Origin of the sequence: Pseudomonas sp. D1-1 (genome assembly GCF_051132225.1) — a bacterium.
GTDB lineage: Bacteria > Pseudomonadota > Gammaproteobacteria > Pseudomonadales > Pseudomonadaceae > Aquipseudomonas.
Genome location: NZ_CP071676.1, coordinates 3519663 through 3546489 on the forward strand (window position 1 = coordinate 3519663; position 26827 = coordinate 3546489).

Genomic DNA, 26827 nt, shown 5'->3' on the forward strand with positions numbered 1-26827 from the left:
AGTGTTCAGCTCTCAAACGGGCAGTCTTGCAAAAGCGCGGATGTTAGCACGCTATTCGGTGGGATAAGCCCGGGACCGCTTTGGATCAAGCCTGCTTATACCCCCGTACCTCATCCACTCCACGATTGGCCAACTGGTCGGCCCGCTCGTTGCCGTGGTGGCCGATGTGCCCGCGCACCCATTTCCAGGTGACGTTGTGGCGGTTGACCTGCTCGTCCAGCAGCTTCCAGAGATCAGCGTTCTTGACCGGTTCCTTCGCCGCCGTTTTCCAGCCGCGCTTCTTCCAGTTGGCCATCCACTCGTTGATGCCTTTCATTACATACTGCGAGTCGGTTACCAGCAGCACATCACATGGCCGCTTGAGTTCTTCCAGGCCGCGAATGGCGCCCATCAGTTCCATGCGATTGTTGGTGGTATTGGCTTCGCCGCCCCAGAGTTCCTTTTCCACGCCCTTGCACACCAGCAACGCACCCCAGCCACCCGGGCCCGGATTGCCCTTGCAGGCGCCATCAGTGAAAAGTTCTACGCTATCGCTCATGCCAATCTATCCAGAAAAAATGCAAAGGCCCACCGGCCGGGAACGCTCGACGCCCGAAGCCGAATGCCGGCCAGAACCATTGGAAATAAAAGTTACGGCTCGATGTGACGGCGATTGACCTTGGCCATCGGCAAGGGAATCAGCTTGCCCACCGGCTCGCGCCGCGCCTGGCGTACCGGGCGCAAGCCGACCACGATCTTGCGCGCCACCAGCAGATAGAAGCCGCCGCCGGACAATTGCCAGTCACCGGCCTTGCGCTCCCATCCGGCCAGACGGGCCTGCCACTTGGGCGACGCAAGCGGCGGACGATAGCACCCGAAGCGGCGTTTCTCCAGCGCGAAGCCGAGCAGGTTGAGCCAGTCGCCCACTCGCGATGCCGAGATGCAACGGGCCTGGCGCAGCGCGTCGCCGGCGAATATATGACGCAGCCCCCAACTGCTCCAGGGGTTGATGCCGACAATCAACAAATGGCCACCTGGACGCACGCTGCTGGCGGCCTCGCGCAACAGGCCATGGGGCGACAGGCAGAAATCCAGGCCGTGCTGCATGACCACCACGTCGGCGGCATGCTCGCTCAACGGCCAGGCCTGCTCCTCGCAGACGATTTCCACGCCAGGCAACGGCGCGCCCAGGCGTACGTTGCGCTGCACCTGCGGGGCCGACGGTGGGGTCTGCGCCGAGGGGCCGTAATGCACCAGGTAGCCGCCGAAGAACCGGCCCAACTCGTCTTCGAGCATGCGCCGTTCTTCTTCCAGCAGGAATTGCCCGACAGGGCCGGACAGCCATTCACGGGCGGAACTGATCAATGCCAGCCATTCAGGATCAGCCTGAGCGAACGCTTCATCGGTCATTGCATTCTCCAACGCGCCAGGAAGTTCTAAGATGCGCCTTTGTTTTGAGCTTGGCGAATTCAGCGATGATACAGATCAGTGCCCTGCCCGCGTTTACCGATAACTACATCTGGTTGTTACAGGATCACTCGACCCAGCGCTGCGCCGTGGTCGACCCGGGCGACGCCGCCCCCGTACGGGCCTGGCTCGACGCCCATCCGGGCTGGGTCCTGAGCGACATCCTGGTCACTCATCACCACCATGACCATGTCGGCGGTGTCGCGGCGCTGAAAAGCGCGACAAACGCCACCGTCTACGGGCCGGCCAGCGAAAACATCCCGGCGCGGGACATCGCCCTGGAGGACAACGCCAAGGTCAACGTGCTGGGCCTGGACTTCGATATTCACGCCGTGCCCGGACACACCCTTGGGCATATCGCCTACTACCATCGCGGCCTGCTGTTCTGCGGCGACACGCTGTTCGCCGCCGGTTGCGGCCGGCTCTTCGAGGGCACGCCCGAACAGATGCACCACTCCTTGAGCCGCCTCGCCGCACTGCCCGACGATACGCTCGTCTACTGCACTCATGAATATACCCTGAGCAACCTGAAGTTTGCCGTCGCGGTCGAGCCGGCCAATCTGGACATTGCCGCGCGTCTGGAGAAAGTCACCGAGCAGCGCAGCCAGGGCGTCATCACCCTGCCGTCGACCCTGGCCCTGGAAAAGCTCACCAATCCGTTTTTGCGCACCGCTGAAACATCCGTTAAAGAAAAAGCAGACGAACGGAACGGCCAGCGTAACCAGACGGGGAGTGAGGTTTTTGCGGCCTTGAGGGCCTGGAAAGATAAGTTCTAAGCCCGCTATCAATTGATACAAAAATTCTGAATGGTTGACCTGTTGGGGTGCGCTTCCTAGAATCGGCCGACATTTTTGCCCGGAACTTACTTCCAGCCAATGTCGTCATCTATTCGCAGGTCCGTCCAGTCAGACACATTGACCCGCTTGGCTCAAGCCATCGCGGTGGCTGTGTCCGCCACGCTGGCCGGCTGCCAGAGCACCAGCCAGGTGCCGCAGGCCGATGTCGCGCATACGCCGAATATCGCCGCGCGAGCCAAGCAAAAACCCGTCTGGCTGACGGAAAAACCCAGCCCGCAAGTGCCCCAGGACGTCTGGGAACGCATGCGCCAGGGCTTCCAGCTGCAGGAAACCGCCGGGGTCAACCCGCGCATCGAGCAGCAGCGCCTGTGGTTCGCCAGCAATCCGTCCTTCCTGGAAAACGCCGGCGAGCGCGGCAGCCTGTACATCCACTACATCGTCGAGCGCCTGGAAGAGCGCAACATGCCGCTGGAGCTGGCGCTGTTGCCGGTGATCGAAAGCGCCTACAACCCGATGGCCTATTCCCGCGCCAACGCGGTGGGCCTGTGGCAGTTCATCCCCTCCACCGGGCGTTATTTCAACCTGCGCCAGACGCGTTTCTACGACGGACGTCGCGACATCACTGCGTCGACCACGGCCGCCATGGATTACCTGACGCGCCTGCATGACATGTTCAATGGCGACTGGCTGTTGGCGCTGGCGGCCTACAACGCCGGTGAAGGCACGGTCAGCCGGGCCATCGAGCGCAACGAAAAGCTCGGCCTGCCCACCGACTACTGGAACCTGCCTCTGCCCAGCGAAACCCAGGCCTACGTGCCGAAGCTGCTGGCGCTGTCCCAAGTGGTACTGGCCCCCGATGCCTACGGCGTGAACCTCAACCCGATCGCCAACGAACCCTACTTCCAGGTCGTCGAGATCAACCAGCGCATGGACCTTTCAAAAGTCGCAGCGGTGGCGAACATCGACGAAGACGAGCTGTTCCAGCTCAACCCGGCGTTCAAGCAACGCACCACCGTCGACGGCCCACAACACCTGCTCGTCCCGACCTCCAAGGCACAGTTGCTGACCGCCAGCCTGTCAACCATGCGCCCGGAAGAATTGATCAGCCCGCGCTCGCTCAAGCCGGTCTTCGAAAACGCCGATGACAGCGAAGTGGAAGGTGTACGGCGCAGCTACCGGGTCAAGCGCGGCGACAACCTGGCCCAGATCGCCAAGGCCAACAACGTCCAGACCAAGGACCTGCAACGCTGGAACAAGCTCAGCGGCAACAAGCTCAAGGTCGGCCAGACCCTGGTCATGCAAGACGTCAAGGCCACCAAGGCAACCAAGGCCAGCGGCAAACGCATCAACACTGTCGTAGCCGCCAAGAGCAACGAACAGAAAAAGCAGACCCAATACAAGGTCAAGCAAGGCGACTCGCTTTATGTCGTTGCCAAGCGCTTCAACGTCGAAATGCAGCACCTCAAGCGCTGGAACCCGCGCATGGGCAAGGCGCTCAAGCCTGGACAGATGCTGACGGTCTATTCCCCACACTGACACCGCGGCTCCCTGAAGCAAGGGAGCTTGTTGTGGCGAGGGGATTTATCCCCGCTGGGCTGCGAAGCAGCCCCCCTGGATCTATCTGATACACCGAGTTGTCAGGTTCCAGGGCCGCTTCGCGCCCCAGCGGGGATAAATCCCCTCGCCACAAGCCCCCGCCTTTTTCCTGCCGATACAAGCTGTTACTGTACAGGCCATAAAAGCCCAAGCCGCCTGGATCGGATCTCAGACTTGATACGTCCCCCCCTCCTGTTCCTGATCAGCCTGGCCTTGAGCTCCCCCGCCGGCGCCACCATCAGCGAAAGCCATGGCTATGCGCAGTTCGGCACGCTCAAGTACCCGGCCAGATTCACCCACTTCGACTGGGTCAACCCGCAAGCGCCCAAGGGCGGCACCTTGCGGGTCATGGCATTTGGCACCTTCGACACACTCAATCCGTATACCTTCAAGGGCAGCAGCCCGGTTTCCACGGCAAATTTCCTGCAATACGGCATCAATGAATTGAACGAGCCGTTGATGGTTGGCACCGGCCAGTACGCACCGTCCGGCGACGAACCGACGTCGAGCTACGGCTTGATCGCCCGATCCGTGGAATACAGCGAGGATCGTAGCTGGGTGGTGTTCAACCTGCGGCCAGAGGCGCGGTTCCATGACGGCGTGCCGATCACCGCTTATGACGTGGCGTTTTCCTACAGGACGCTGCTCAAGGAAGGTCATCCGCAATACCGCACCAACCTGCAGGAAGTGCTGCGGGTCGATATCCTCAATCCGCTGAAAATCCGCTTTGTCTTCAAGCGTGCGGGCAATCCCTTGCTGATCCTGCGCCTGGGGGAACTGCCGGTGCTGCCCCAGCACTACTGGAAAGACCGCGACTTCAAGGCGACCACCTTCGAGCCTCCCCTGGGCAGTGGCCCTTATCGCATCACCAAGGTGCAGCCCGGTCGCCAGCTGGTCTTCGAACGGGTCAAGGACTACTGGGGCAAGGACCTGCCGGTCAATCGCGGCAAATACAACTACGACCGCATGGTCGTCGAGTTCTACCGCGACAGCGAGGTGGCCTTCGAAGCGTTCAAGGCCGGTGAATTCGATATCTACATCGAACACCAGGCCAAGAACTGGGCCAACGGCTACAACTTCCCGGCGATCAACCGTGGCGATGTGATCAAGGCGCAGATTCCCCATCAGATTCCGACCCAGACCCAGGGCCTGTTCATGAACACGCGGCGCAGCACCTTCGCCGAGGTCAAGGTGCGCGAAGCCCTGGGATTGATGTTCGATTTCGAATGGACCAACCGCACGCTGTTCAGCGGTGCCTACAAACGCACACTCAGCTATTACCCCAACAGTGAGTTTTCGGCCACGGGCCTGCCCGTGGGCCACGAATGGCTGCTGCTCAAGCCCTATCGCGAACAATTGCCGCCCCGGTTGCTGACCGAACCCTTCAGCCTGCCTCGCACCGACGGTCGCGGCGTTCCGCGCGAGACACTGCGCAAGGCCCTGGGCCTGTTGAAAGAAGCCGGATGGACCCTCCACGGCCAGTACTTGCTGAACGCCGACAAGCAGCCCCTACGCTTTGAAATCCTGTTGGTGAACCCGAACCTGGAGCGCATCCTCCAGCCCTACGTCGAGAACCTCGCCAGCATCGGCGTCCAGGCCCGTCTGCGCACGGTGGACCGCGCCCAGTACAAGCAGCGCCTGGACCAGTTCGATTTCGACATGATCCTGCTGACCCTGAGCCAGACCCTCAGCCCGGGCCTTGAGCAATGGCAGTATTTCCACTCCAGCCAGGTCGGGATCAAGGGCAGTAAAAACTATGCGGGCATCGCCAACCCCGTGGTCGATCACCTGCTGGAGAAGCTGCTCGCCGCCCAGACTCGCGACGAACAGGTCGCCGCCGGCAAGGCCCTGGACCGCGTGCTGCTATGGCAGCATTACTGCATTCCCAACTGGTATCTCAATTATCATCGCCTGGCGTACCGCAACCGGTTCGCCTTCGTCACTACGCCGCCCTACACCCTGGGCCTGAGCGCATGGTGGCTGAAATCTTCGGAGAAAGATCAATGAAGCCTTTACGCGCCCTGCTCCTGCAGGCCAGCGGCCTGTTATTCGCAGGGCTGGCCTGTGCCGCGCCGCAACACGCCTTGACGTTGTATAACGAGCCGCCGAAGTACCCGGCCGACTTCAAGCATTTCGACTACGTGAACCCGGATGCCCCCAAGGGCGGGATATTCCGTCAGGGCGGGTTCGGCGGCTTCGACAGCCTCAACCCGTTTATCAGCAAGGGCGTACCGGCCGAGGATATCGGCCTGATCTACGACACCCTGGCCAAGCAAGGCCTCGACGAGCCCTTTACCGAGTACGGCCTGATCGCCGAAAAGATCGAGAAGGCCCCGGACAATGGCTGGGTGCGCTTCTACCTGCGCCCCGAAGCCCGCTTCAACGACGGCCATCCGGTGCGCGCCGAAGACGTCGTGTTCAGCTTCGAGACCCTGACCAGGGACGGCGCACCGATGTTCCGCGGTTATTACAACGACGTCGCCGAAGTCGTCGCCGAGACGCCACTCAAGGTCCTGTTCAAGTTCAAGCACACCAATAACCGCGAACTGCCGCTGATCCTCGGCCAATTGCCGGTATTGCCCAAGCACTGGTGGGCCAACCGCGACTTCAACAAGGGCAACCTGGAGATCCCTCTCGGCAGCGGCCCCTACCGGGTCACCGAAGTGAAGGCGGGGCGTTCGATCCGCTACGAGCGCGTCAAGGATTACTGGGGCAAGGACCTGGCGGTCAACCGCGGCTTCTACAATTTCGACGTACTGACCACGGATTACTACCGCGACAACACCGTGGCGGTAGAGGCATTGAAAGCCGGGCAATTCGATTTCTGGCTGGAGATGGCTGCCAAGAACTGGGCCAACGCCTACAACATTCCCGCCGTCAGCGAAGGCCGCCTGATCAAGGAACAGATCCCCAACGGCAACCCCACCGGCATGCAGGGTTTTGTCTACAACCTGCGCCGCCCGATCTTCCAGGACGTGCGGGTGCGCCAGGCGTTGAGCCTGTTGCTGGACTTCGAATGGACCAACAAGCAGTTGTTCCACGGTGCCTACGCCCGCACCCGCAGCTATTTCGAGAACTCGGAAATGGCCGCGACCGGCCTGCCCGGCGAAGACGAATTGAAGATTCTCGAACCGCTGCGCGGCAAGATTCCCGAACAGGTTTTCAGCGAAACCTTCCAGCCGACGGTCTGCGATGGCAGCGGCATGATCCGCGACCAGCAGCGCAAGGCCTATCAATTGTTGCAAGAGGCCGGCTGGCGCATCGTCGACGACAAGATGGTCGACGCCCAGGGCAAACCGGTGGTGCTGGAATTCCTCCTGGCCCAGACCGAATTCGAGCGGGTGCTGCTGCCCTTCAAGCGCAACCTGAGCGACCTCGGCATCGAGCTGGTGATTCGCCGCGTCGACGTGTCCCAGTACATCAACCGCGTGCGCTCCCGGGACTTCGATCTGGTGGTGGGCAGCTTCCCGCAGTCCAGCTCGCCGGGTAACGAGCAGCGCGAGTTCTGGATGTCGGCTGCCGCGGACAAGCCTGGCAGCCGCAATACCATGGGCCTGAAGGACCCGGCCGTCGACCAGTTGGTGGAACAGTTGATCAACGCCGATTCGCGCAAAAGCCTGGTAGCCCATGCCCGGGCGCTGGACCGGGTGCTGCAGTGGGGCTACTACGTGATCCCCAACTGGCACATCAAGACCTGGCGCGTGGCCTACTGGAACCACATAGGCCACCCTGAAATCACCCCGACCTACGACATCGGCACTACCACGTGGTGGGTCAAACCGGACATCAAGCCGGCCGAAGAAGTGGAAAAACAAGTGATCGAGCAGCAAGTCGCCGCCCCTGTGAGCGTGGAGTAACCTGATGCTGGCTTATATTTTTCGGCGCCTGCTGCTCATCATCCCGACCCTGTTCGGCATCCTGCTGATCAACTTCGTGATCATCCAGGCCGCGCCCGGTGGGCCGGTGGAACAGATGATCGCCAAGCTCGAAGGTTTCGAAGGCGCTACCAGCCGCATCGCCGGCGGCGGCGCGGAAGTGTCAGTGGCCGGCTCCTCCTACCGCGGCGCCCAAGGCCTGGATCCGGCACTGGTCAAGGAAATCGAGCGCATGTACGGGTTCGACAAGTCGGCCCCCGAACGCCTGTGGATCATGATCAAGAACTACGCCCGCCTGGACTTTGGCGACAGCTTTTTCCGCGACGCCAAGGTCATCGACCTGATCAAGGAAAAGATGCCGGTGTCGATCTCCCTCGGGCTGTGGAGCACGCTGATCATGTACCTGGTGTCGATCCCGCTGGGGATTGCCAAGGCCACGCGGCACGGCAGCCATTTCGACGTGTGGACCAGCTCGGCGATCATCATCGGCTACGCGATCCCGTCGTTCCTGTTCGCCATCCTGCTGATCGTGGTGTTTGCCGGCGGCAGCTATTTCGACTGGTTTCCATTACGGGGCCTGACGTCGAACAATTTCGAGGAGCTGAGCCTGGGCGGCAAGATCCTCGATTATTTCTGGCACCTGGCCTTGCCCGTCACCGCCCTGGTGATCGGCAACTTTGCCACCATGACGCTGCTGACCAAGAACAGTTTCCTCGATGAAATCAACAAGCAGTACGTGGTCACCGCCAAGGCCAAGGGGCTGACGCGCAACCGGGTGCTCTACGGGCATGTATTTCGCAACGCCATGCTGCTGGTGATTGCCGGTTTCCCTTCGGCGTTCATCGGGATCTTCTTTACCGGCTCGCTGCTGGTGGAAGTGATCTTCTCCCTCGACGGCCTCGGGTTGATGAGCTTCGAAGCCGCCATCAACCGTGATTACCCGGTGGTCTTCGGCACACTGTTCATCTTTACCCTGCTGGGGCTGGTAGTGAAACTGATCGGCGACCTGACCTATACCTTCGTCGATCCGCGTATCGACTTCGAAAGCCGGGAGCATTGAGATGAACCTCTCTCCTCTCAATCGTCGCCGTTTCGAACTGTTCAAGGCCAACAAGCGTGGCTGGTGGTCGTTGTGGCTGTTTCTGTTCTTGTTCGTGCTCAGCCTGGGCGCCGAGCTTATTGCCAACGACAAGCCACTGGTGGTGCACTACGACGGCGGCTGGTACTTCCCGGCCCTGAAGCGTTACCCGGAAACGACGTTCGGCGGCGAATTCCCGTTGGAGGCCAACTACAAGAGCCCGTATATCCGCGAGTTGCTCGCCGCCAAGGACGCCTGGGTCGTGTGGGCACCGATTCCATTCAGCTACCAGAGCATCAATTACGACTTGAAGGTCCCGGCCCCGGCACCGCCCTCGTCGGTGAACTGGCTGGGCACCGATGACCAGGGCCGCGACGTGCTGGCGCGGGTCATCTATGGCTTTCGCATCTCGGTGCTGTTCGCGCTCACGCTGACGGTGCTCAGCTCGATCATCGGGGTGATCGCCGGTGCGTTGCAGGGCTTCTATGGCGGCTGGGTAGACCTGGCCGGCCAGCGTTTCCTGGAAATCTGGTCCGGGCTGCCGGTGCTCTATCTGCTGATCATTCTCGCCAGCTTCGTCCAGCCGAACTTCTGGTGGCTGCTGGGCATCATGTTGCTGTTTTCCTGGATGAGCCTGGTGGATGTGGTGCGCGCCGAGTTCCTGCGCGGGCGCAACCTCGAATACGTGCGCGCCGCGCGAGCGCTGGGCATGCAAAATGGCGCGATCATGTTCCGCCACATCCTGCCCAACGCCATGGTCTCGACCATGACCTTCATGCCGTTCATCCTCACCGGCGCCATCGGCACCCTCACCGCCCTGGATTTTCTCGGTTTCGGCCTGCCGGCCGGAGCACCATCCCTCGGCGAGCTGGTGGCCCAGGGCAAGTCCAATCTGCAGGCGCCCTGGCTGGGCATCAGCGCATTCGCCGTGCTGGCGATCATGCTGAGCCTGTTGGTGTTCATCGGCGAGTCCGCTCGCGATGCCTTCGATCCGAGGAAGTGAAATGAACCAGGACAATCTGATCGAAGTACGCGACCTGGCGGTGGAATTCATCGTTGGCGAACGCCGCCAGCGCGTGGTCGAGGGCGTCAGCTTCGACATCAAGCGCGGCGAAACCCTCGCGCTGGTGGGTGAAAGCGGCTCGGGCAAGTCGGTGACGGCCCATTCGATCCTGCGCTTGCTGCCCTACCCGCTGGCCCACCACCCGACCGGGACCATCCAGTACGCCGGCCAGAATCTGCTGGGCCTCAAGGAAAAGACCATCCGCCATATCCGTGGCAATCGGATCGCGATGATTTTCCAGGAGCCGATGACTTCCCTGAACCCGCTGCACTGCATTGAAAAACAGCTCAATGAAGTGCTCGGCATCCACAAGGGCCTGACCGGCAAGGTCGCCACCCGTCGCTCCCTTGAGCTGCTGGAACTGGTCGGCATCCCCGAACCGCACAAACGGCTCAAGGCGTTGCCCCACGAACTGTCCGGTGGCCAGCGTCAGCGGGTGATGATCGCGATGGCCCTGGCCAACGAGCCGGAACTGCTGATAGCCGACGAACCGACCACCGCGCTGGACGTCACCGTGCAGCTGAAAATCCTCGATCTGCTCAAGGATTTGCAGGCGCGCCTGGGCATGTCGCTGCTGCTGATCAGCCACGATTTGAACCTGGTGCGAAGAATTGCGCATCGCGTATGTGTCATGCAGCGCGGTTGCATCGTCGAACAGGCATCGTGCGCAGAGTTGTTCCGCGCGCCGCAACATCCGTACACTCGGGAATTGCTGGCCGCCGAGCCCAGCGGCAACCCGGCGACCAACGTGGTCGGCCCGCCGCTGCTGGAGGTCGAGGACCTGAAAGTCTGGTTCCCGATCAAGAAAGGCCTGTTCAAGCGCACGACGGATTACATCAAGGCGGTGGACGGAATCCGCTTCAGCCTGCCCCAGGGCCAGACCCTGGGCATCGTCGGCGAGAGCGGTTCCGGCAAGTCCACGCTGGGGCTGGCGATCTTGCGGTTGATCGGCAGCCAGGGCGGGATCCGCTTCGAGGGCAAGCAGCTCGATAGCCTGTCGCAACAGCAAGTCCGGCCGTTGCGCCGGGAGATGCAAGTGGTGTTTCAGGACCCGTTTGGCAGCCTGAGCCCGCGGATGTGTGTGAGCCAGATCGTCGGCGAAGGACTGCGGATCCACAAGATCGGCACCGAAGCCGAACAGGAACAAGCGATAATCGCGGCATTAAAGGAGGTAGGCCTGGACCCGGAAACCCGGAACCGCTACCCCCACGAATTTTCCGGAGGGCAACGGCAGCGCATCGCCATTGCCCGGGCCCTGGTGCTCAAGCCGGCGTTGATTCTGCTGGACGAACCAACGTCGGCCCTGGACCGTACCGTGCAACGCCAGGTGGTGGAGCTGTTGCGGTCATTGCAAACCAAGTACAACCTGACGTACCTGTTTATCAGCCATGACCTGGCTGTCGTCAAAGCGCTGAGCCACCAGTTGATGGTGGTCAAGCATGGCCAAGTGGTCGAACAAGGTGATGCCCGCAGCATATTCGCCGCGCCGCAACACCCCTATACACAGCAGTTGCTGGAGGCCGCTTTCCTGGCCCCGACAACTGCCGAATAACCTGAAAGAGGAGCAACACATGGGTTTTCTCGCCGGTAAGCGCGTACTGATCGTCGGTGTCGCCAGCAAGCTGTCCATCGCATCCGGCATCGCTGCCGCCATGCATCGCGAGGGCGCTGAGCTTGCCTTCACTTATCAGAACGACAAACTCAAGGGTCGTGTCGAAGAGTTCGCGCAAGGCTGGGGTTCGAGCCCTGAGCTGTGCTTCCCGTGCGACGTCGCCAGCGATGAAGAAATCGCCAAGGTCTTCGAAGAACTGAGCAAGAAGTGGGATGGCCTGGACTGCATCGTGCACTCCGTGGGCTTCGCCCCGGGCGACCAACTGGATGGCGACTTCACCGAAGCCACCACCCGTGAAGGTTTCCGCATTGCCCACGACATCAGCGCCTACAGCTTCGTGGCCCTGGCCAAGGCCGGTCGCGAGATGATGAAAGGCCGCAACGGCAGCCTGCTGACCCTGTCGTACCTGGGCGCCGAGCGCACCATGCCGAACTACAACGTCATGGGCATGGCCAAGGCCTCCCTGGAAGCTGGCGTTCGCTACCTGGCCGGCTCCCTGGGCCCGGACGGCACCCGCGTGAACTGCGTATCTGCCGGCCCGATCCGCACCCTCGCCGCTTCCGGCATCAAGAACTTCCGCAAGATGCTGGCCGCCAACGAAGCGCAAACCCCGCTGCGTCGCAACGTCACCATCGAAGAAGTCGGCAACGCCGGCGCCTTCCTGTGCTCGGACCTCGCGTCGGGCATCAGCGGTGAAATCATGTACGTGGACGGCGGCTTCAACACCACCGCCATGGGCAACATCGAAGAGTAAATCTTCACGTTGCAATAAAACGCCGCTTGCCCTGGAAAGGCCAAGCGGCGTTTTTTATTGCGGCTTTGGGGGGATGGCCAACAACACGAAGGCAAAGGCGAGCAGGAACAACAACGCCGCTATTAATCCGGACACGGCGTCATACAGGTAGGCCAAGGAGACCAACACCCCCAGGAGCGACGTTAAAACAAGGGGAATATTGGCAAGCACATACACGCTGATACGCAGTCTGAAAGACCGGCGCCTGAGAAACCGCTGGGCGATACTGCCTATTCCGGTCAGGGCCAATGATGCCGAAGCCAATATCATCAGCAAGACCAGGTAGATCGAAACAGCGGGAACACCCCGGGTGTCGGTGAGATCTGCGGGATTCTCCACCACGCTGTCTGCGGCAAAGAAAAACAGCAGTGCACAGGCCGCCAATAGGCAAAGGATAGCGGCGCCCAGTCTTTTCTCGCTGCGTATCATGGTGGGTCACCTTGAAAAATTGATCGGAAGCTCGCCGGTAATTCGTATTTCATAGTCCTGCGCTCGGGCAACGCGCCCCACTTGATGCAGTGCCGTGGTCGCTTTTTCATCAAATACCGAACGATGATTGCTGGCATTTGCGTCATAACGATCCGAAAAACCCTTGGCAGTCCCTGTAAACGACAGGCTACCTGAGGTGTTACGGATCACCTGACCGGTTATTTGAAGCGTGATGTTTCCAAGGTAGATCCTTGCGATATTCGAATCCTGAGCCGTGGAATAGGGAACTCTCATATTGACACTGGTTACCCCTATTCCCGCGGTATTGATAATCGCCATCAGGTCGGGAATCTTGTTCGGTGCTGGGCTGATTCCAATTCTGTCGAGTCGAACGCTTGCAGGTTTGCCCTTGCCAAGTAACCAATGACCGATAGCTTTGAAGGGCGTGAAAACGCCTCCGGAAAACTCTTGCTCGACCGCCAGCTGTTCAATGGCAGTTATCTTGGTTCCTTCTTTAACTCCCAGCTTCCAAGCGTCTGCAGTGCCAAGCCCGGGACTCTTCAGCATTAACAGATCAGAACCATGGGCAACCTTCAAATCACCAATGATGAAGCCGTCCAAGCCATAACGAACCGGTCGATTATTGCGCATGGCTACGAGATGACGTCCAAGCATCTGAGGCCAATGACCCCGTTCGTAAGCCACGTTGCGCTCTTGGATCATTTTTCCAATCATCGCCAGCGGCGCAGGGAATGGGAGCCCCCTTCCACTTCCGCGTGACGTGCCAAATTCTTCGGGATAAACAAATGTCAGGGGCAATTCGTTATTCATAAGGGGTACCAGTCAGATGGAGGTAAGGCTGCGGTCATGGGTCTGCAAACATGATGCAAAGCTCATTCTGAGTACCTCCGCTCCCCCTTGTGCGGTACATATATATAGCGTCGCGTCGGCTACCTGCATCACTGCTGAATGCCTCCAAAGTGGAGCTGGACCATTCATCCCACAATGCATTTGCGCCATCCGAAGCATTCAGGAAAAACACAAAATCCTGTGGGAGCGAGCTTGCTCGCGATAGCGGTGCATCAGTCGACGGGATGCTGAATGGGCTGGCCTCTTCGCGAGCAAGCTCGCTCCCACAGTGGAGCTGCGCCACTAGGAGCATCCAGGCACAACACAAAATCCTGTGGGAGCGAGCTTGCTCGCGAAGGCGGTGGGTCAGTTGACAGGGATGCTGAATGGGCTGGCCTCTTCGCGAGCAGGCTCGCTCCCACAGTGGTTCTGCGCCATCCGGAGTGTCAGGCACAACTCGAGACCGTGTGGGAGCGAGCCTGCTCGCGAAGACGGTGGGTCAGTTGAGGGTGATGTCGGGGGGCAGCTCAATCAGTTTGGGCTATTGCGCCGTCCCTGCTTCTGCGCATACATCGCCGCATCCGCCTCTGCCAGCAGGCTGTCGATCGACTCATGTCGCTCGGGGTCGTATTCGATCTGGCCCACGCTGAAATCGATGTCATAGCCGCGCTGCAACGTTATGTTGCGCTCGTCGAGCATTTCCCTGAGCCGTGCCATGATCGCCGTCGTCTCGACATGGGAGGCGCCGGTGAGCAGGGCGACGAACTCGTCTCCGCCCATGCGACCGATCACGTCGCTTTCACGAAAGGCAATGCGCAATACGTCGGCGAACGTCTTCAGCGCGCCGTCGCCTTCCGCGTGCCCGAAGCGATCGTTGATCGGCTTGAAGTCGTTGAGATCGAAAAACAGCAGTGTCGCCGGCCGCGAAAGACGGCTGCAGACACTCAGCGCGTGCTGGGCCAGCGTCATGAAGCCGCGCCGATTGGACAGCAGCGTCAATTCATCCATGCTGGCCATCTGCACGGCAACCAGCTCCTGCTCGGCCATGCTCGCCAGATCGCGCAGCAGCTCGCGTTCGTCGTCGTTGAGGGTGCGCGGCCGGGTGTCCAACAAGCACAGGGTGCCCATCTTGCTGCCATCATCCAGCCCCAGCGGATGCCCCGCATAGAAGCGGATGCCAGGTTGGCCCTTGACCAACGGATTATCGTGGAACCGCACGTCCTGTTCCGCGTCGCAAATCTCCAGGATCTCGTCCTGCAAGATCGCATGCCCGCAGAACGACACCTCGCGCGGGGTCTCACTGGCTTCCAGGCCGGCGCTTGACTTGAACCATTGCCGATTGGCGTCCACCAGCGACACCAGGGCGATCGGCACGTTGAACAGACGCCGGGCAAGACGGGTCAGGCGGTCAAACCGCTCCTCGGGAGGGGTATCGAGCAGCTTGAGCGACTGCAATTGTTTGAGGCGAACGGCTTCGTTGTCAGGTTTGCCTGGCGCAAGCATCGGTAACTCCGTTGGCGGAACTCATCAGAGTCTAGCCCAGACCGGAGCAAACTCGAACGGGCATTTTCCGGCACGGACGCATACACTCAGGCACAGCCAATAAAACAGGACATTGCCTGATGAAGCCCGCCAACCACGACGCCGCCCCACGCTTCTGGCGCGACGCGGCGCTGCCTTTCATCGAGGCCCGGGCCATCGCCGATGGCCGCAAGGTCTGTTATTCGCGGCATTCCCATGATCACTTTTCCATCGGCGCGATCACCGCCGGACGCAGCACCTACCTGCACGAACAATCGCGGTTCCAGGTCCAGAGCGGCACGGTAGTGCTGATGAATCCCGGCGACGTCCATGCTTGCAATCCGATCGACGATCAGCCCTGGTCTTATGTGATGCTGTATGTCGATACCCAATGGCTGCGGGATCTACAACGCCGTATCGGCTTTGACCCCTCGCTGGACTTCCAGGCATTCGGCACAACCCATAGCCGTGATGTCGCGCTTTTCTCCGGCCTGTGCGGGCTCTACGAAACGCTGGTGGCTGAACATATCGATACCAGTGGCAAGCAAGTCGCCGCCGAAGTGTTTTTCACCGATCTCCAGCATCGACTCAACCCGGCCGGACGCCCGGAGCGTGGCAGCCACCCGGCGCTGATGCGGGCGGCGCAGTTCATTCACGACCATTGCACCGAAGCCCTCAAGCTTGAGGATATCTGTGCCTTCGCGCAGCTTTCGCCATCCTATTTGAGCCGGGCTTTCAAGCGCCACTACGGCATGACACCGCACGCCTTCCTGATCAACCGGCGCATCCAGTTCGCCCGCCGTCAACTGCGCGAGGGCAAGCTGATTGCCGATGTGGCGCTGGACAGCGGGTTTGCCGATCAGGCGCACTTCCAACGGGCGTTCAAGCAACACCTGGCGGCTACCCCCGGGCAGTATCGCGGCTGATAAGGCCCCGCTGTTGTGGCGAGGGGATTTATCCCCGCTGGACTGCGAAGCAGTCCTAAAACCAGACGTTGGGATGTGCAGGCAGATCAATAGGGCCGCTTCGCGCCCCAGCGGGGATAAATCCCCTCGCCACAACAGCGCTCCAACCGCAAGGACGGGTTGACTCAAGGCAACAACAGATACACCGCGCTCGCCACCAACAACGCCGCCATCAATCGATTGAACAGGCGCATGGTCGCCGGGTTACCCAGCCACGTGCGCAGAAAGCTGCCCGCATAGGCCCAGCAACCCACCGAGACATAGCAGATGACCAGGTAGATCGCCGCAAACTGCCACACCAGCCGCGCCTCGCCGTCGGCCACGAAGGCGCCCATCCCCGCCACGCAAGCCAGCCACGCCTTGGGGTTGAGCCACTGCATCAACGCGCCATGGAACATCGAAGGCGCGCGCCCCTCGTCCCGGTCACCCAGCTCGCCGTTGTCCACCGCCAGTTTCCAGGCCATGTACAAGAGGAACGCCACGCCAGCCAGTTGCACCACACGCGTGAGCCCAGGCCAGCGTTGCAATACTTCATGCAACCCCAATCCCATCAAGACCAGCAGCAGGACGAACCCGAGGGTGGCGCCGGCGACATGGCGCAAGGTTGCGCGAAATCCATATCGGGCACCAGAGCTGAGGGCGACGATATTGACCGGGCCCGGAGTAATGGAAGCCACCAGGGCAAAGGTGGCCATGGAAAATATCAAGCTCATCACATATCTTCTTCAGTTCAGGAAAGAGGCCCCAAGGTAAAGGGGTCGCCTGCTCGGGTATTGAAGAAAACTGCCTTTGTCGTCGAGCACTTCCGCTTCATTTTTTTACGCAAATTTTACGCGGCAAGCGATTCACCAAATCGATACTGGGCAGCTCTTTGAATCAGGCGTCATCCATGTCTATAGCGGTTCTGCGTCTCATCGGTTTTATCCTCGGGATTTTCCTGATCACCCTTGCGATCAGCATGGCGATTCCGCTGTTTACGCTGATGTTCTACGAGCGCAACGATGACTTGTCGGCATTTCTATGGTCGAGCCTGATCACCTTCGTGTGCGGTGTGGCACTGGTGGCCCGTGGAAGGCCGGACCACGTCCAGATGCGCCCCAGGGAAATGTACCTGCTCACCACCGCCAGTTGGGTAATTGTCTGCGCATTCGCCGCCCTGCCGATGGTGTTCATCCAGCACATCAGCTACACCGATGCATTTTTCGAGACCATGTCAGGCATCACCACCACCGGCTCGACCATCCTGACCGGGTTGGATAGCGCATCGCCCGGCCTGTTGATCTGGCGGTCGATGCTGCACTGGCTCGGCGGAATCGGCTTTATCGGCATGGCCGTGGCGGTCCTGCCGCTGCTGCGGGTCGGCGGCATGCGGCTGTTCCAGACCGAATCTTCGGACTGGTCGGAGAAAGTCACGCCGCGCTCTCACGTCGCGGCCAATTACATCCTGTGGATCTACATCGGCTTGACCGCTCTCTCGACGTTGGGGCTGTGGCTTGCGGGGATGACGCCTTTCGAAGCGATCAACCATGCGATGTCGCTGATTTCCACCGGAGGCTTTTCCACCTCCGATGCGTCCCTGGCGCACTGGCCGCAACCGGCGGTTCATTGGGTGTCAGTGGTCGTCATGATGGCCGGATCGCTGCCCTTCACGCTGTATGTCGCGACATTGCGGGGCCATCGGCGCGCCCTGCTCAAGGACCAGCAAGTCAGGGGCTTCATCGGTTTCCTGGTCGTTACATGGCTGCTGGTGGGTACCTGGCTGAGCCTTAACAGCGATCACGCGTGGTGGGACGCGGTCCGTATCGTGGCGGTCAACGTTACCTCTGTCGTCACGACCACTGGCGTGGCGCTGGGTGACTACACGCTGTGGGGCAGCTTTGCCCTGCTGCTGTTCTTCTACCTGACGTTCGTCGGCGGCTGTTCGGGATCCACGGCCGGGGGCCTGAAGATTTTTCGCTTTCAAGTCGCCAGGGTGCTGCTGATGGGCAGTTTGAAGCAGCTGATCCATCCCCGGGCGGTGATCCAGAAGAAATACAACAACCATCCCATCGACGAGGAAATCGTTCGCTCGCTGCTGACGTTCTCGTTCTTCTTCACCATCACGATCGGCGCCATCGCCCTGGGTCTGGCCCTGATCGGCCTGGACTGGACGACCGCCTTGACCGGTGCCGCCACTGCCGTCTGCAACGTGGGTCCGGGCTTGGGCAACATCATCGGCCCGGCCGGCAACTTCTCGACCTTGCCGGATGCGGCAAAATGGCTGCTGACCATCGGCATGCTGCTGGGACGGCTGGAAATCCTGACGGTGCTGGTGCTGTTCACGCCGGTGTTCTGGAAGTACTGACTCGTCGAACAGGACTGAACGCCAGACGAAAAAAAATCGCGAGGCCCGGAAACAGGCCTCGCGATTTCATTCAAGCAATCAGCGGTCGTTCTTCATCGATGAACGGGTCGCGTTGCTCAAGCCCTTGGTGTTATGGGTGCCCGGCGTAGCGGCGGAAATCGCCGAGGCCTTGGTCAAGCCGCGAGTATCACGGTCCTTGGCAATGGCGGACGTCGCCGACGCCTTGCTGGTGCGACCGGTGCGGGTGGTGCCGGTGTGCTTGCCGCTCAGGCCATGATCGCGAGTCCGGGTACCGGCGTGATCACTGGCCAGTCCTTTGCCGTGGCCGCTGGAGTCGCTGGACTTGCCACCGTGGCCATTGCCTTGTCCGCCGCCCACGCCGCCACCGTGGCCGCCGCCATTCCCTCCGCCATTGCCGCCACCGCCTCCATTACCGCCGCCACCGCCGTTGCCACCGCCTGCGGCATAGCTCGAACCGATAGGTGACAGGTCGGCAGGCAACAAAGCCGAGGCGCCGAGCGCCAAGGCACAGACAGCTACGGCGATGAGGGATTTCTTGTGTTTGGACATGATGTCTCCGAAAGACAAAAACAGCGGGTGAACCTCTAAGACTTGAAGGTTCAATTTTTGTTCGCGGGCATCCGACCAAATGATCATGAATTCATTGTCGATTTTTCGGTGGAGTCGTCCCGGCCACGGTTCTATGCTCTGCCCATGAACCTACATCACTCGCTGCTTCCGCCTCACGCCGAGATGGTCCGCGCCATGCTTGAACGAGACACCACCTACGAGGGGGTCTTCTTCACCGCGGTCAAGACCACCGGTATTTTCTGTCGCCCCAGCTGCACGGCACGCAAGCCAAAGCCGGAGAACGTCGAGTTCTTTGCCCACGCCGACGAGGCGATGTCGGCCGGTTATCGGGCCTGCCTGCGTTGCAAGCCGCTGGATGCCGCCGCCATTGCCCCGGACTGGATCCAGGCATCGCTCAAAGCCGTCGACGCCGAACCAGACCTGCGCTGGACCGACGCCCTGCTGCTGGAACAAGGCATCGAACCGCTGAAACTGCGCCGCTGGTTCAAACAGCATTTCGGCATGACCTTCCACGCCTACCTGCGCACCCGGCGCCTGGGCATCGCCCTGGGCGGAATCAAGGAAGGCGCCTCGATCGATAACGCCGCGTTCGACTCCGGCTATGAGTCCCTGAGCGGATTTCGTGATGCCTTCGTCAAATCCTTCCACATCACACCAGGCCGCGCCGGCCTCAGCGAACCCTTGCTGTTTACCCGCCTGACCACGCCATTGGGGCCGATGCTGGCCATGGCCGAACGTCGCGGCCTGGTATTGCTGGAGTTTCTTGATCGCCCGGCCTTGACCAGGGAGCTGGAGGAACTGCAGCAACGCTACGGCTACACGGTTGCGCCGGGCCACAATGCGCATCTGCAACAGATCGAAAGCGAGCTGGCCGACTATTTCGCCGGCAAGCTCACGGTTTTCAACGTCCCGTTGCACATGCCTGGCAGCGCCTTCGCGGCCAGGGTCTGGGCCGAGCTGCAGAAAATCCCCTACGGCGAAACCCGCAGCTACGGCGTCGTCGCCAACGCACTGGGCAGCCCTGGCGCCAGCCGCGCCGTGGGCCTGGCCAATGGACAGAACCGCCTGGCCATCGTCATTCCTTGTCACCGGGTGATTGGGGCGGATGGCTCTTTGACCGGCTATGGCGGCGGTCAGCCGCGCAAGGCGTTTCTATTACGGTTGGAGCGAGCCGCGGTGCAGGTTTCGTTGCCTTTGGCGTTTTGACTGATGGCGGCGCCTTATCAGCAAGCGAGCACTTTCCTGGCAGGCCTGGACGAAGACTGGCGGCGCCATATCGAGTCGATCGGTCCTTGCCTTCTGCAACCCAAACCGGCCCGGGATCCGTATGAGGCGCTGATGCGGGCGATTGCCTATCAGCAACTGCACGCCAAGGCCGGGGATGCGATCATTGGCCGGCTGCTCGGGCTGTACCCATCGGGGACGTTTCCCGGGCCTGAGCAAATACTGGCAACTGATGCAGCGCAATTGCGCGGTTGTGGATTTTCAGCCAGCAAGATCGCCACTCTCCTGGGTATCGCCCAGGCCACGCTGGACGGCATCGTGCCGGATTACGCCACGGCGCAGGCCATGGACGATGAAGCACTGATCAAGCGCCTGGTCACCCTGCGCGGCGTCGGACGCTGGACCGTGGAGATGCTGTTGATCTATAGCCTGGAACGGCTGGATATCCTGCCTGCGGATGATTTTGGGGTTCGCGAGGGTTATCGGCGGCTCAAGGCGCTGGAAACCCAACCGAGCTCCAGACAGATGAGCGAAATCGGCCGGGCCTGGAGCCCTTATCGGACGGTGGCGGCGTGGTACCTGTGGCGGGTGCCCAAGTGATGCTGGCTATACCAACGCCTTCGCGAGCAGGCTCGCTCCCACAGCGGATTTGTGGACTTCCCGATTCCAATGTGGGAGCGAGCCTGCTCGCGAAGGCGTCCGCACATTCAACATAAATTCAACCGGCAAAAAACGCCGACCGTCTAGGCTGTACTGAACCATTTCCAATCCACCGGAGGTTCCCATGCACCTCGAAGGATCCTGCCACTGCGGCGCCGTGTCGTTCAGCCTGGACAGCAGTCACCCCTACCCTTACCAACGTTGCTACTGCTCGATCTGCCGCAAGACCCAGGGCGGCGGTGGTTTTGCGATCAACCTGGGGGGAGACGCCACGAGCCTGAAGGTGCAGGGTCGCAAGCACATCTCGATCTACCATGCGCGGCTCAAGGACGAGGACGACAAACGCGCCCATCGCAGCAGCGCCGAGCGGCATTTCTGCTCGCTGTGCGGCTCGGGATTATGGTTGTTCAGCCCTGAATGGCCGGAATTGATCCACCCTTTCGCCTCAGCCATCGACACGCCGCTGCCGGTGCCGACAGAACGCACCCATCTGATGCTGGGCTCCAAGGCGCCATGGGTCGAGGTCGAGGCGCGCTCGGGCGACCAGCAGTTCGACGTGTATCCCGAAGAATCGATTGCCCAGTGGCATGAACGCCTGGGTTTGACCCTTTGAGATGCAGCGCGGCTTTGGGCCCTATCGCGAGCAAGCTCGCTCCCACAGGGGATTCGGGATGGACAGGATTTGTGTTCAAAGAGAGTCCAATGTGGGAGCGAGCTTGCTCGCGATGGCGCCGTCATGAACACCACGGTTCCTAAAGCGCAGGCACACCACTATGAAACCGAAACTCCACGTCCACTGATTCGATCAACTCGCGCTCCGCCTCGCGGACCCTCTCAATGACCTGGGCAATATCCTTGGCGTCGCCATACTGGTAGGCCAGTTTCAGGTAACCCTGAAAATGTCGGGCCTCGCTTTTCAGCAGGCCGAAATAGAACTTGCCCAGCTCCTCGTCCAGATGCGGCACCAGGGCCTCGAAGCGCTCACAACTGCGGGCTTCGATAAAAGCGCCGACCACCAGGGTGTCCACCAGTTTCACCGGTTCGTGGCTGCGCACCACTTTACGCAGGCCCGAAGCGTAGCGCCCGGCGGAGAGCTGGCGCAGGGCGACCTTGCGTTTTTTCATCAGGCGCATGACCTGCTCGTGATGCACCAGTTCTTCCCGGGCCAGGCGCGACATCATATTGATCAGGTCGACATGGGAGTGATATTTGGCGATCAGGCTCAAGGCAGTGCTGGCAGCCTTGAATTCACAGTTCTTGTGGTCGATCAGCAACGTTTCCTGGTCGGCCAGCGCCGCCTGGACCCAGACATCGGGGGTGCGGCAGCCGAGGAATTCGTGGATTTCGGGAAGGATCATGAGACTCACGGGCAAAGGTAGTCGAGCGAAGGGCGCCGATTATACCGGCCTGCCCCCAGACCACCAGCCACCGGCGTTGATATGCATCAAGTCGACGAGCCATCCAGAACAACTATAGTTGAGCAACGCCGTGCCTTTTCATTGCTGGAGACGCCGATCATGCAAGCCATTCGCAGCATCCTCGTGGTCATCGAACCCGAACATTCGGAAAGCCTGGCACTCAAGCGCGCCAAACTGATCGCCGGCGTGACCCAGGCCCATTTGCACTTGCTGGTCTGCGACAAACACCATGACCATGCCGGGATGCTCAGCGTCCTGAAGGCCGCACTGGCGGCCGACGGCTACAGCGTGACCACCGAGCAGGCGTGGAACGAAAGTCTCTACGAAACCATCATCGACGTGCAGCAGGCCGAAGGCTGTGGCCTGGTCATCAAGCAGCACTTCCCCGACAGCCCCTTGAAAAAAGCCCTGCTGACCCCGGCCGACTGGAAACTGCTGCGCCATTGCCCGACCCCGGTGCTGCTGGTCAAGACATCGGGATCCTGGAAAGACCGGGTGATCCTGGCCGCGGTCGACGTGGGCAATGCCGATGGCGAGCACCGCCACCTGCACTCGACGATTATCGACCATGGCTACGACATCGCCCTCCTCGCCAAGGCGCACCTGCATGTCATCAGCGCCCACCCGTCGCCGATGCTCTCGTCCGCCGACCCGACCTACCAGCTCAAGGAAACCATCGAGGCGCGCTACCGTGAGCAATGCCGGGCGTTCCAGGCCGAATTCGACATTGATGACGAGCACCTGCATATCCAGGAAGGCCCGGCGGATGTCTTGATTCCATACATGGCCCACAAGCTCCAGGCCGCTGTCACCGTGATCGGCACCGTGGCCCGCTCGGGTTTGTCAGGGGTGCTGATCGGCAACACCGCCGAAGCCGTGCTCGATACGCTGGAAAGCGATGTGCTGGTGCTCAAGCCGCAGGAGGTGGAGGATCATCTGGTGGAGATGGCGGCAAAAGAATAAAAGCCTTGGGCGATCAAGCTCTTGTGGCGAGGGAGCTACTGGGTACAAAGCAACTTGCCACACATAGGGCCTGTCAGCCGCCAATCGCATCCTTCAAGAACCCCGGCGCGATGTAGCGCTGGTAATGCGCTTCGGACAGGAGGAAAAATTCCCGATCAATGGCATCGCGCAGGTCGGGCAGTTCCCAGTCGCGAAATTCCGGCAGCAGCACCATGCCGTACGCTTCCAGGTTATTGATCACCCGTGCGCCCCGGGCGATCAACTGATAGGCCCAGCAATATTCCGACTGATGCGGCACGAAGCGGATCTTGCGCGATTCCAGTTGCTGGCGCAGCAGCTGCGGGTCGAAAACCTCCAGCTTGGCCACCATCACCTGCACCAGCAGCTGCTCGAGCCGCAACCACACCGCGCGCTTTTCCTCTTCGTTGTAGCCGTTCCAGTGAATCACTTCATGGTGGAACCGCTTGCAGCCACGGCACACCAGGTCACCGTAGACAGTGGAACAGAGGCCGACGCAGGGGGTCTTGATGAGCTGGTTGGGCATAAGGCAACGCACACGCAAAAACAGGACAGGCCGGCATGTTAGCCCTTTGTCTAAGATTGATCACCCCTCAAACTTCCAGGCTCAACTTACCTTTAATTTTTTTTTCCCGTAGAATCAGCCAGCCTTTTAAGGCGCCAATGTCCGTTAGAAGCTGTTTTCAAAGCGTCACGAGCACAGTCGTTCCTTCAGAGCGGTGTTGGCGAATGGTCTTTCCAGCGGGGAAAGCCCAACGCCAACCCTCATCAGCTCCCGTTCTGCAGGCGTAAAACTTTGAAAGCAGCTTCTGTGAGGAACTCCGGCAATTCTGGCGTGGAGGCCCAAAAAGCCCCCTGACGCGCATGAGTGCCGTGAGTTTCTGGATGAGCGTCCCGGACACCCATTTGGGACCACTGATGAGGGTAATAACTGTGCTTGAAGCCTACCGCAAACATATCGAAGAGCGCGCAGCACTGGGTATCGTTCCCCAGCCGCTTAACGCCGAACAAACCGCAGGCCTGATCGAGCTGCTGAAGAATCCCCCGGCTGGCGAAGAAGCTTTCCTCGTTGACCTGATCACCAATCGCGTTCCGCCTGGAGTCGACGAAGCCGCCTACGTCAAGGCCGGTTTCCTGTCCGCCCTGGCCAAGGGCGAAGCCCAATCCCCTCTGATCGACAAGAAGCGCGCTGTAGAACTGCTCGGCACCATGCAGGGCGGCTACAACATCGTGACCCTGGTAGACCTGCTGGACGACGCCGAACTGGCCCCGGTCGCCGCCGAAGAACTCAAGCACACGCTGCTGATGTTCGATGCCTTCCACGATGTGGCGGAAAAAGCCAAGAACGGCAACGTCCACGCCAAGGCCGTACTGCAATCCTGGGCCGACGGCGAGTGGTTCAAGAACCGCCCGGTGCTGGCCGACAAGATCAGCCTGCGGGTCTTCAAGGTCACCGGCGAAACCAACACCGACGACCTGTCCCCTGCCCCTGACGCCTGGTCCCGCCCGGACATCCCGCTGCACGCCCTGGCCATGCTGAAAATGGCTCGCGACGGCATCGTGCCCGATGAGCAAGGCAAGACCGGCCCGATGAAGCAGATCGAAGAGATGCGTGGCCAAGGTTTCCCGATCGCCTACGTCGGTGACGTGGTCGGTACCGGCTCCTCGCGTAAATCCGCCACCAACTCGGTGCTGTGGTTCTTCGGCGACGACGTCCCGTATGTGCCGAACAAGCGCGCCGGTGGTTTCTGCTTCGGCAGCAAGATCGCGCCGATTTTCTACAACACCATGGAAGACGCCGGCGCCCTGCCGATCGAATTCGATGTGTCGAACATGCACATGGGCGACGTGATCGACCTGTACCCGCATGCCGGCAAAGTCTGCAAGCACGGCACCGATGAAGTCCTGACCACCTTCGAAATGAAGACCCCGGTCCTGCTTGACGAAGTCCGTGCCGGCGGTCGTATTCCGCTGATCATCGGCCGTGGCCTGACCGAAAAAGCCCGCGCCGAGCTGGGCCTGCCGCCTTCGGACCTGTTCAAGAAGCCTGAAGCGCCGGCCGAAAGCACCAAGGGCTTCACCCTGGCGCAGAAAATGGTCGGCAAGGCTTGCGGCGTGACCGGCGTTCGCCCGGGCACCTACTGCGAGCCGAAGATGACCACCGTCGGCTCCCAGGACACCACCGGTCCGATGACCCGTGACGAACTGAAAGACCTGGCGTGCCTGGGCTTCTCGACCGACCTGGTGATGCAGTCCTTCTGCCACACCGCGGCGTATCCGAAGCCGATCGACGTGACCACCCACCACACCCTGCCAGACTTCATCATGACCCGTGGCGGCGTGTCCCTGCGTCCGGGCGACGGCATCATCCACAGCTGGCTGAACCGCATGCTGCTGCCGGACACCGTCGGCACCGGTGGTGACTCCCACACCCGTTTCCCGATCGGCATCTCGTTCCCGGCCGGTTCCGGCCTGGTCGCCTTCGCCGCCGCCACCGGCGTGATGCCGCTGGACATGCCCGAGTCGATCCTGGTGCGTTTCAAGGGCAAGCTGCAACCGGGCGTCACCCTGCGTGACCTGGTCCATGCGATCCCTTACTACGCGATCCAGAAAGGCTTGTTGACTGTCGAGAAGAAAGGCAAGAAAAACGCCTTCTCCGGCCGCATCCTGGAAATCGAAGGCCTGGAAACCCTGACCGTCGAGCAGGCTTTCGAACTGTCCGATGCCTCGGCAGAACGTTCGGCCGCAGGTTGCACCATCAAGCTGTCCAAGGAATCGATTGCCGAGTACCTGAAGTCGAACATCACCCTGCTGCGCTGGATGATCGGCGAAGGCTACGGCGATGCCCGCACCCTGGAGCGTCGTGCCCAGGCGATGGAAGCCTGGCTGGCCAACCCGGAACTGCTGGAAGCCGACAAGGACGCCGAGTACGCGGAAATCATCGAAATCGACCTGGCCGACGTCAAGGAGCCTGTGCTCTGCGCGCCGAACGACCCGGACGACGCCCGCCTGCTTTCCAGCGTTGCTGGCGAGAAGATCGACGAAGTGTTCATCGGTTCCTGCATGACCAACATCGGTCACTTCCGCGCTGCCGGCAAGTTGCTCGATCAGGTCAAGGGTCAGCTGCCAACCCGTCTGTGGCTGTCGCCGCCGACCAAGATGGACGCTCACCAGCTCACCGAAGAAGGCTACTACGGCATCTACGGCAAGGCCGGTGCACGGATGGAAATGCCGGGCTGCTCGCTGTGCATGGGTAACCAGGCACGCGTGGAACCGAACTCCACCGTGGTCTCCACTTCGACCCGTAACTTCCCGAACCGTCTGGGTGACGGCGCGAATGTCTACCTGGCTTCGGCTGAGCTGGCATCCGTGGCGTCGATCCTGGGTCGCCTGCCGACCGTCGAGGAGTACATGGAATACGCCGGCAAGATCGACAGCATGGCAGCGGACGTATACCGCTACCTGAGCTTCGACCAGATCGCCGAGTTCCGTGAAGCGGCTGCCAACGCCAACATCCCGGTCGTTCAAGCGTAAAGCTTAAAACGCCCGACAAAAAACGCCGCCCTTCTTGCGAGGGGCGGCGTT

At 60.8% G+C, this 26827-nt stretch carries 24 protein-coding genes; 15 read left to right on the forward strand and 9 right to left on the reverse strand.

Annotation, left to right across the window (positions count from 1 at the left end):
• Positions 1–85: 85 nt before the first annotated feature.
• The gene (rnhA, locus tag J3P86_RS15745; RefSeq protein WP_030142629.1) at positions 86–538 is read right to left on the reverse strand and encodes a ribonuclease HI; all 453 of its coding nucleotides are present in this window, start codon (positions 536–538) and stop codon (positions 86–88) included.
• 92 nt (positions 539–630) lie between these two features.
• Positions 631–1389, reverse strand: a complete 759-nt coding sequence (locus tag J3P86_RS15750) for a class I SAM-dependent methyltransferase (RefSeq protein ID WP_434698379.1) — start codon at positions 1387–1389, stop codon at positions 631–633.
• Positions 1390–1454: 65 nt separating this feature from the next.
• Here J3P86_RS15750 and gloB point away from each other — a divergent pair, with 65 nt between their 5' ends.
• The 8 genes from gloB (at position 1455) to fabI (ending at position 12221) form a co-directional block, all read left to right on the forward strand.
• On the forward strand, positions 1455–2222 hold the full coding sequence (gloB, locus tag J3P86_RS15755; protein ID WP_434698380.1) for a hydroxyacylglutathione hydrolase: 768 nt from the start codon (positions 1455–1457) through the stop codon (positions 2220–2222).
• A gap of 99 nt (positions 2223–2321) precedes the next feature.
• Entirely contained in the window at positions 2322–3779 is a 1458-nt protein-coding gene (locus J3P86_RS15760; protein WP_434630302.1) for a transglycosylase SLT domain-containing protein, read from the forward strand.
• Positions 3780–4013: 234 nt separating this feature from the next.
• The gene (locus tag J3P86_RS15765; RefSeq protein ID WP_434698381.1) at positions 4014–5846 is read left to right on the forward strand and encodes an extracellular solute-binding protein; all 1833 of its coding nucleotides are present in this window, start codon (positions 4014–4016) and stop codon (positions 5844–5846) included.
• Positions 5843–7696 carry an extracellular solute-binding protein gene (locus tag J3P86_RS15770; RefSeq protein ID WP_434630300.1) on the forward strand — a complete coding sequence of 618 codons (1854 nt, stop codon included), beginning with the start codon at positions 5843–5845 and terminating at the stop codon, positions 7694–7696. Before J3P86_RS15765 ends, J3P86_RS15770 begins: the two co-directional genes overlap by 4 nt.
• Positions 7697–7700: 4 nt before the next feature.
• Positions 7701–8774, forward strand: coding sequence for a microcin C ABC transporter permease YejB (locus J3P86_RS15775; protein ID WP_434601108.1), 1074 nt, complete (start codon positions 7701–7703; stop codon positions 8772–8774).
• A gap of 1 nt (position 8775) precedes the next feature.
• On the forward strand, positions 8776–9795 hold the full coding sequence (locus tag J3P86_RS15780) for an ABC transporter permease (RefSeq protein WP_434630298.1): 1020 nt from the start codon (positions 8776–8778) through the stop codon (positions 9793–9795).
• A gap of 1 nt (position 9796) precedes the next feature.
• The gene (locus tag J3P86_RS15785) at positions 9797–11407 is read left to right on the forward strand and encodes an ABC transporter ATP-binding protein (protein ID WP_434630296.1); all 1611 of its coding nucleotides are present in this window, start codon (positions 9797–9799) and stop codon (positions 11405–11407) included.
• Positions 11408–11426: 19 nt separating this feature from the next.
• Positions 11427–12221 carry an enoyl-ACP reductase FabI gene (fabI, locus tag J3P86_RS15790; protein ID WP_003202751.1) on the forward strand — a complete coding sequence of 265 codons (795 nt, stop codon included), beginning with the start codon at positions 11427–11429 and terminating at the stop codon, positions 12219–12221.
• Positions 12222–12275: 54 nt separating this feature from the next.
• On the opposite strand, the gene J3P86_RS15795 is transcribed toward fabI, so the two are convergent.
• From J3P86_RS15795 to J3P86_RS15805, 3 genes are all read right to left on the reverse strand, one after another.
• Entirely contained in the window at positions 12276–12689 is a 414-nt protein-coding gene (locus tag J3P86_RS15795) for a hypothetical protein (RefSeq protein WP_434698382.1), read from the reverse strand.
• 6 nt (positions 12690–12695) lie between these two features.
• Positions 12696–13520: a lipid II-degrading bacteriocin gene (locus tag J3P86_RS15800; protein ID WP_434698383.1), complete on the reverse strand. Its 825-nt coding sequence runs from the start codon at positions 13518–13520 to the stop codon at positions 12696–12698.
• A gap of 549 nt (positions 13521–14069) precedes the next feature.
• The gene (locus J3P86_RS15805) at positions 14070–15041 is read right to left on the reverse strand and encodes a sensor domain-containing diguanylate cyclase (protein WP_434601111.1); all 972 of its coding nucleotides are present in this window, start codon (positions 15039–15041) and stop codon (positions 14070–14072) included.
• 119 nt (positions 15042–15160) lie between these two features.
• Here J3P86_RS15805 and J3P86_RS15810 point away from each other — a divergent pair, with 119 nt between their 5' ends.
• The gene (locus J3P86_RS15810; RefSeq protein WP_434630293.1) at positions 15161–15985 is read left to right on the forward strand and encodes an AraC family transcriptional regulator; all 825 of its coding nucleotides are present in this window, start codon (positions 15161–15163) and stop codon (positions 15983–15985) included.
• Between the two features lie 164 nt (positions 15986–16149).
• Here the strand turns inward: J3P86_RS15810 and J3P86_RS15815 are convergent, their stop codons facing one another.
• Positions 16150–16737 (reverse strand): LysE family translocator, encoded by a 588-nt coding sequence (locus tag J3P86_RS15815; RefSeq protein WP_434601113.1) that lies wholly within the window; start codon positions 16735–16737, stop codon positions 16150–16152.
• A 176-nt stretch (positions 16738–16913) separates the two neighbouring features.
• Here J3P86_RS15815 and J3P86_RS15820 point away from each other — a divergent pair, with 176 nt between their 5' ends.
• Positions 16914–18368, forward strand: a complete 1455-nt coding sequence (locus J3P86_RS15820; RefSeq protein WP_434630291.1) for a TrkH family potassium uptake protein — start codon at positions 16914–16916, stop codon at positions 18366–18368.
• A gap of 78 nt (positions 18369–18446) precedes the next feature.
• On the opposite strand, the gene J3P86_RS15825 is transcribed toward J3P86_RS15820, so the two are convergent.
• Complete coding sequence (locus J3P86_RS15825; RefSeq protein ID WP_434698384.1) at positions 18447–18938, reverse strand: hypothetical protein; 492 nt, start codon at positions 18936–18938, stop codon at positions 18447–18449.
• Positions 18939–19082: 144 nt separating this feature from the next.
• Between J3P86_RS15825 and J3P86_RS15830 the strand changes: the two genes are divergently transcribed.
• The 3 genes from J3P86_RS15830 to J3P86_RS15840 all read left to right on the forward strand — a co-directional run bounded on the left by J3P86_RS15830 (position 19083) and on the right by J3P86_RS15840 (position 21456).
• Complete coding sequence (locus tag J3P86_RS15830; RefSeq protein ID WP_434698385.1) at positions 19083–20165, forward strand: bifunctional transcriptional activator/DNA repair enzyme AdaA; 1083 nt, start codon at positions 19083–19085, stop codon at positions 20163–20165.
• A gap of 3 nt (positions 20166–20168) precedes the next feature.
• Positions 20169–20783: a DNA-3-methyladenine glycosylase family protein gene (locus J3P86_RS15835; protein WP_434698386.1), complete on the forward strand. Its 615-nt coding sequence runs from the start codon at positions 20169–20171 to the stop codon at positions 20781–20783.
• A gap of 184 nt (positions 20784–20967) precedes the next feature.
• A complete protein-coding gene (locus tag J3P86_RS15840) occupies positions 20968–21456 on the forward strand; it encodes a GFA family protein (RefSeq protein WP_434698388.1) in 489 nt (162 codons plus the stop codon).
• Positions 21457–21595: 139 nt separating this feature from the next.
• Here the strand turns inward: J3P86_RS15840 and J3P86_RS15845 are convergent, their stop codons facing one another.
• Positions 21596–22201, reverse strand: a complete 606-nt coding sequence (locus J3P86_RS15845) for a tRNA-(ms[2]io[6]A)-hydroxylase (RefSeq protein WP_434630281.1) — start codon at positions 22199–22201, stop codon at positions 21596–21598.
• 159 nt (positions 22202–22360) lie between these two features.
• On the opposite strand from J3P86_RS15845, the gene J3P86_RS15850 reads away from it, so the two are divergent.
• Positions 22361–23224, forward strand: a complete 864-nt coding sequence (locus tag J3P86_RS15850; RefSeq protein ID WP_434573569.1) for a universal stress protein — start codon at positions 22361–22363, stop codon at positions 23222–23224.
• A gap of 73 nt (positions 23225–23297) precedes the next feature.
• Here the strand turns inward: J3P86_RS15850 and J3P86_RS15855 are convergent, their stop codons facing one another.
• A complete protein-coding gene (locus tag J3P86_RS15855) occupies positions 23298–23768 on the reverse strand; it encodes a DUF1289 domain-containing protein (RefSeq protein WP_434573568.1) in 471 nt (156 codons plus the stop codon).
• A 407-nt stretch (positions 23769–24175) separates the two neighbouring features.
• On the opposite strand from J3P86_RS15855, the gene acnB reads away from it, so the two are divergent.
• Positions 24176–26776 (forward strand): bifunctional aconitate hydratase 2/2-methylisocitrate dehydratase, encoded by a 2601-nt coding sequence (gene acnB / locus J3P86_RS15860; RefSeq protein WP_305501222.1) that lies wholly within the window; start codon positions 24176–24178, stop codon positions 26774–26776.
• Positions 26777–26827 lie beyond the last annotated feature (51 nt).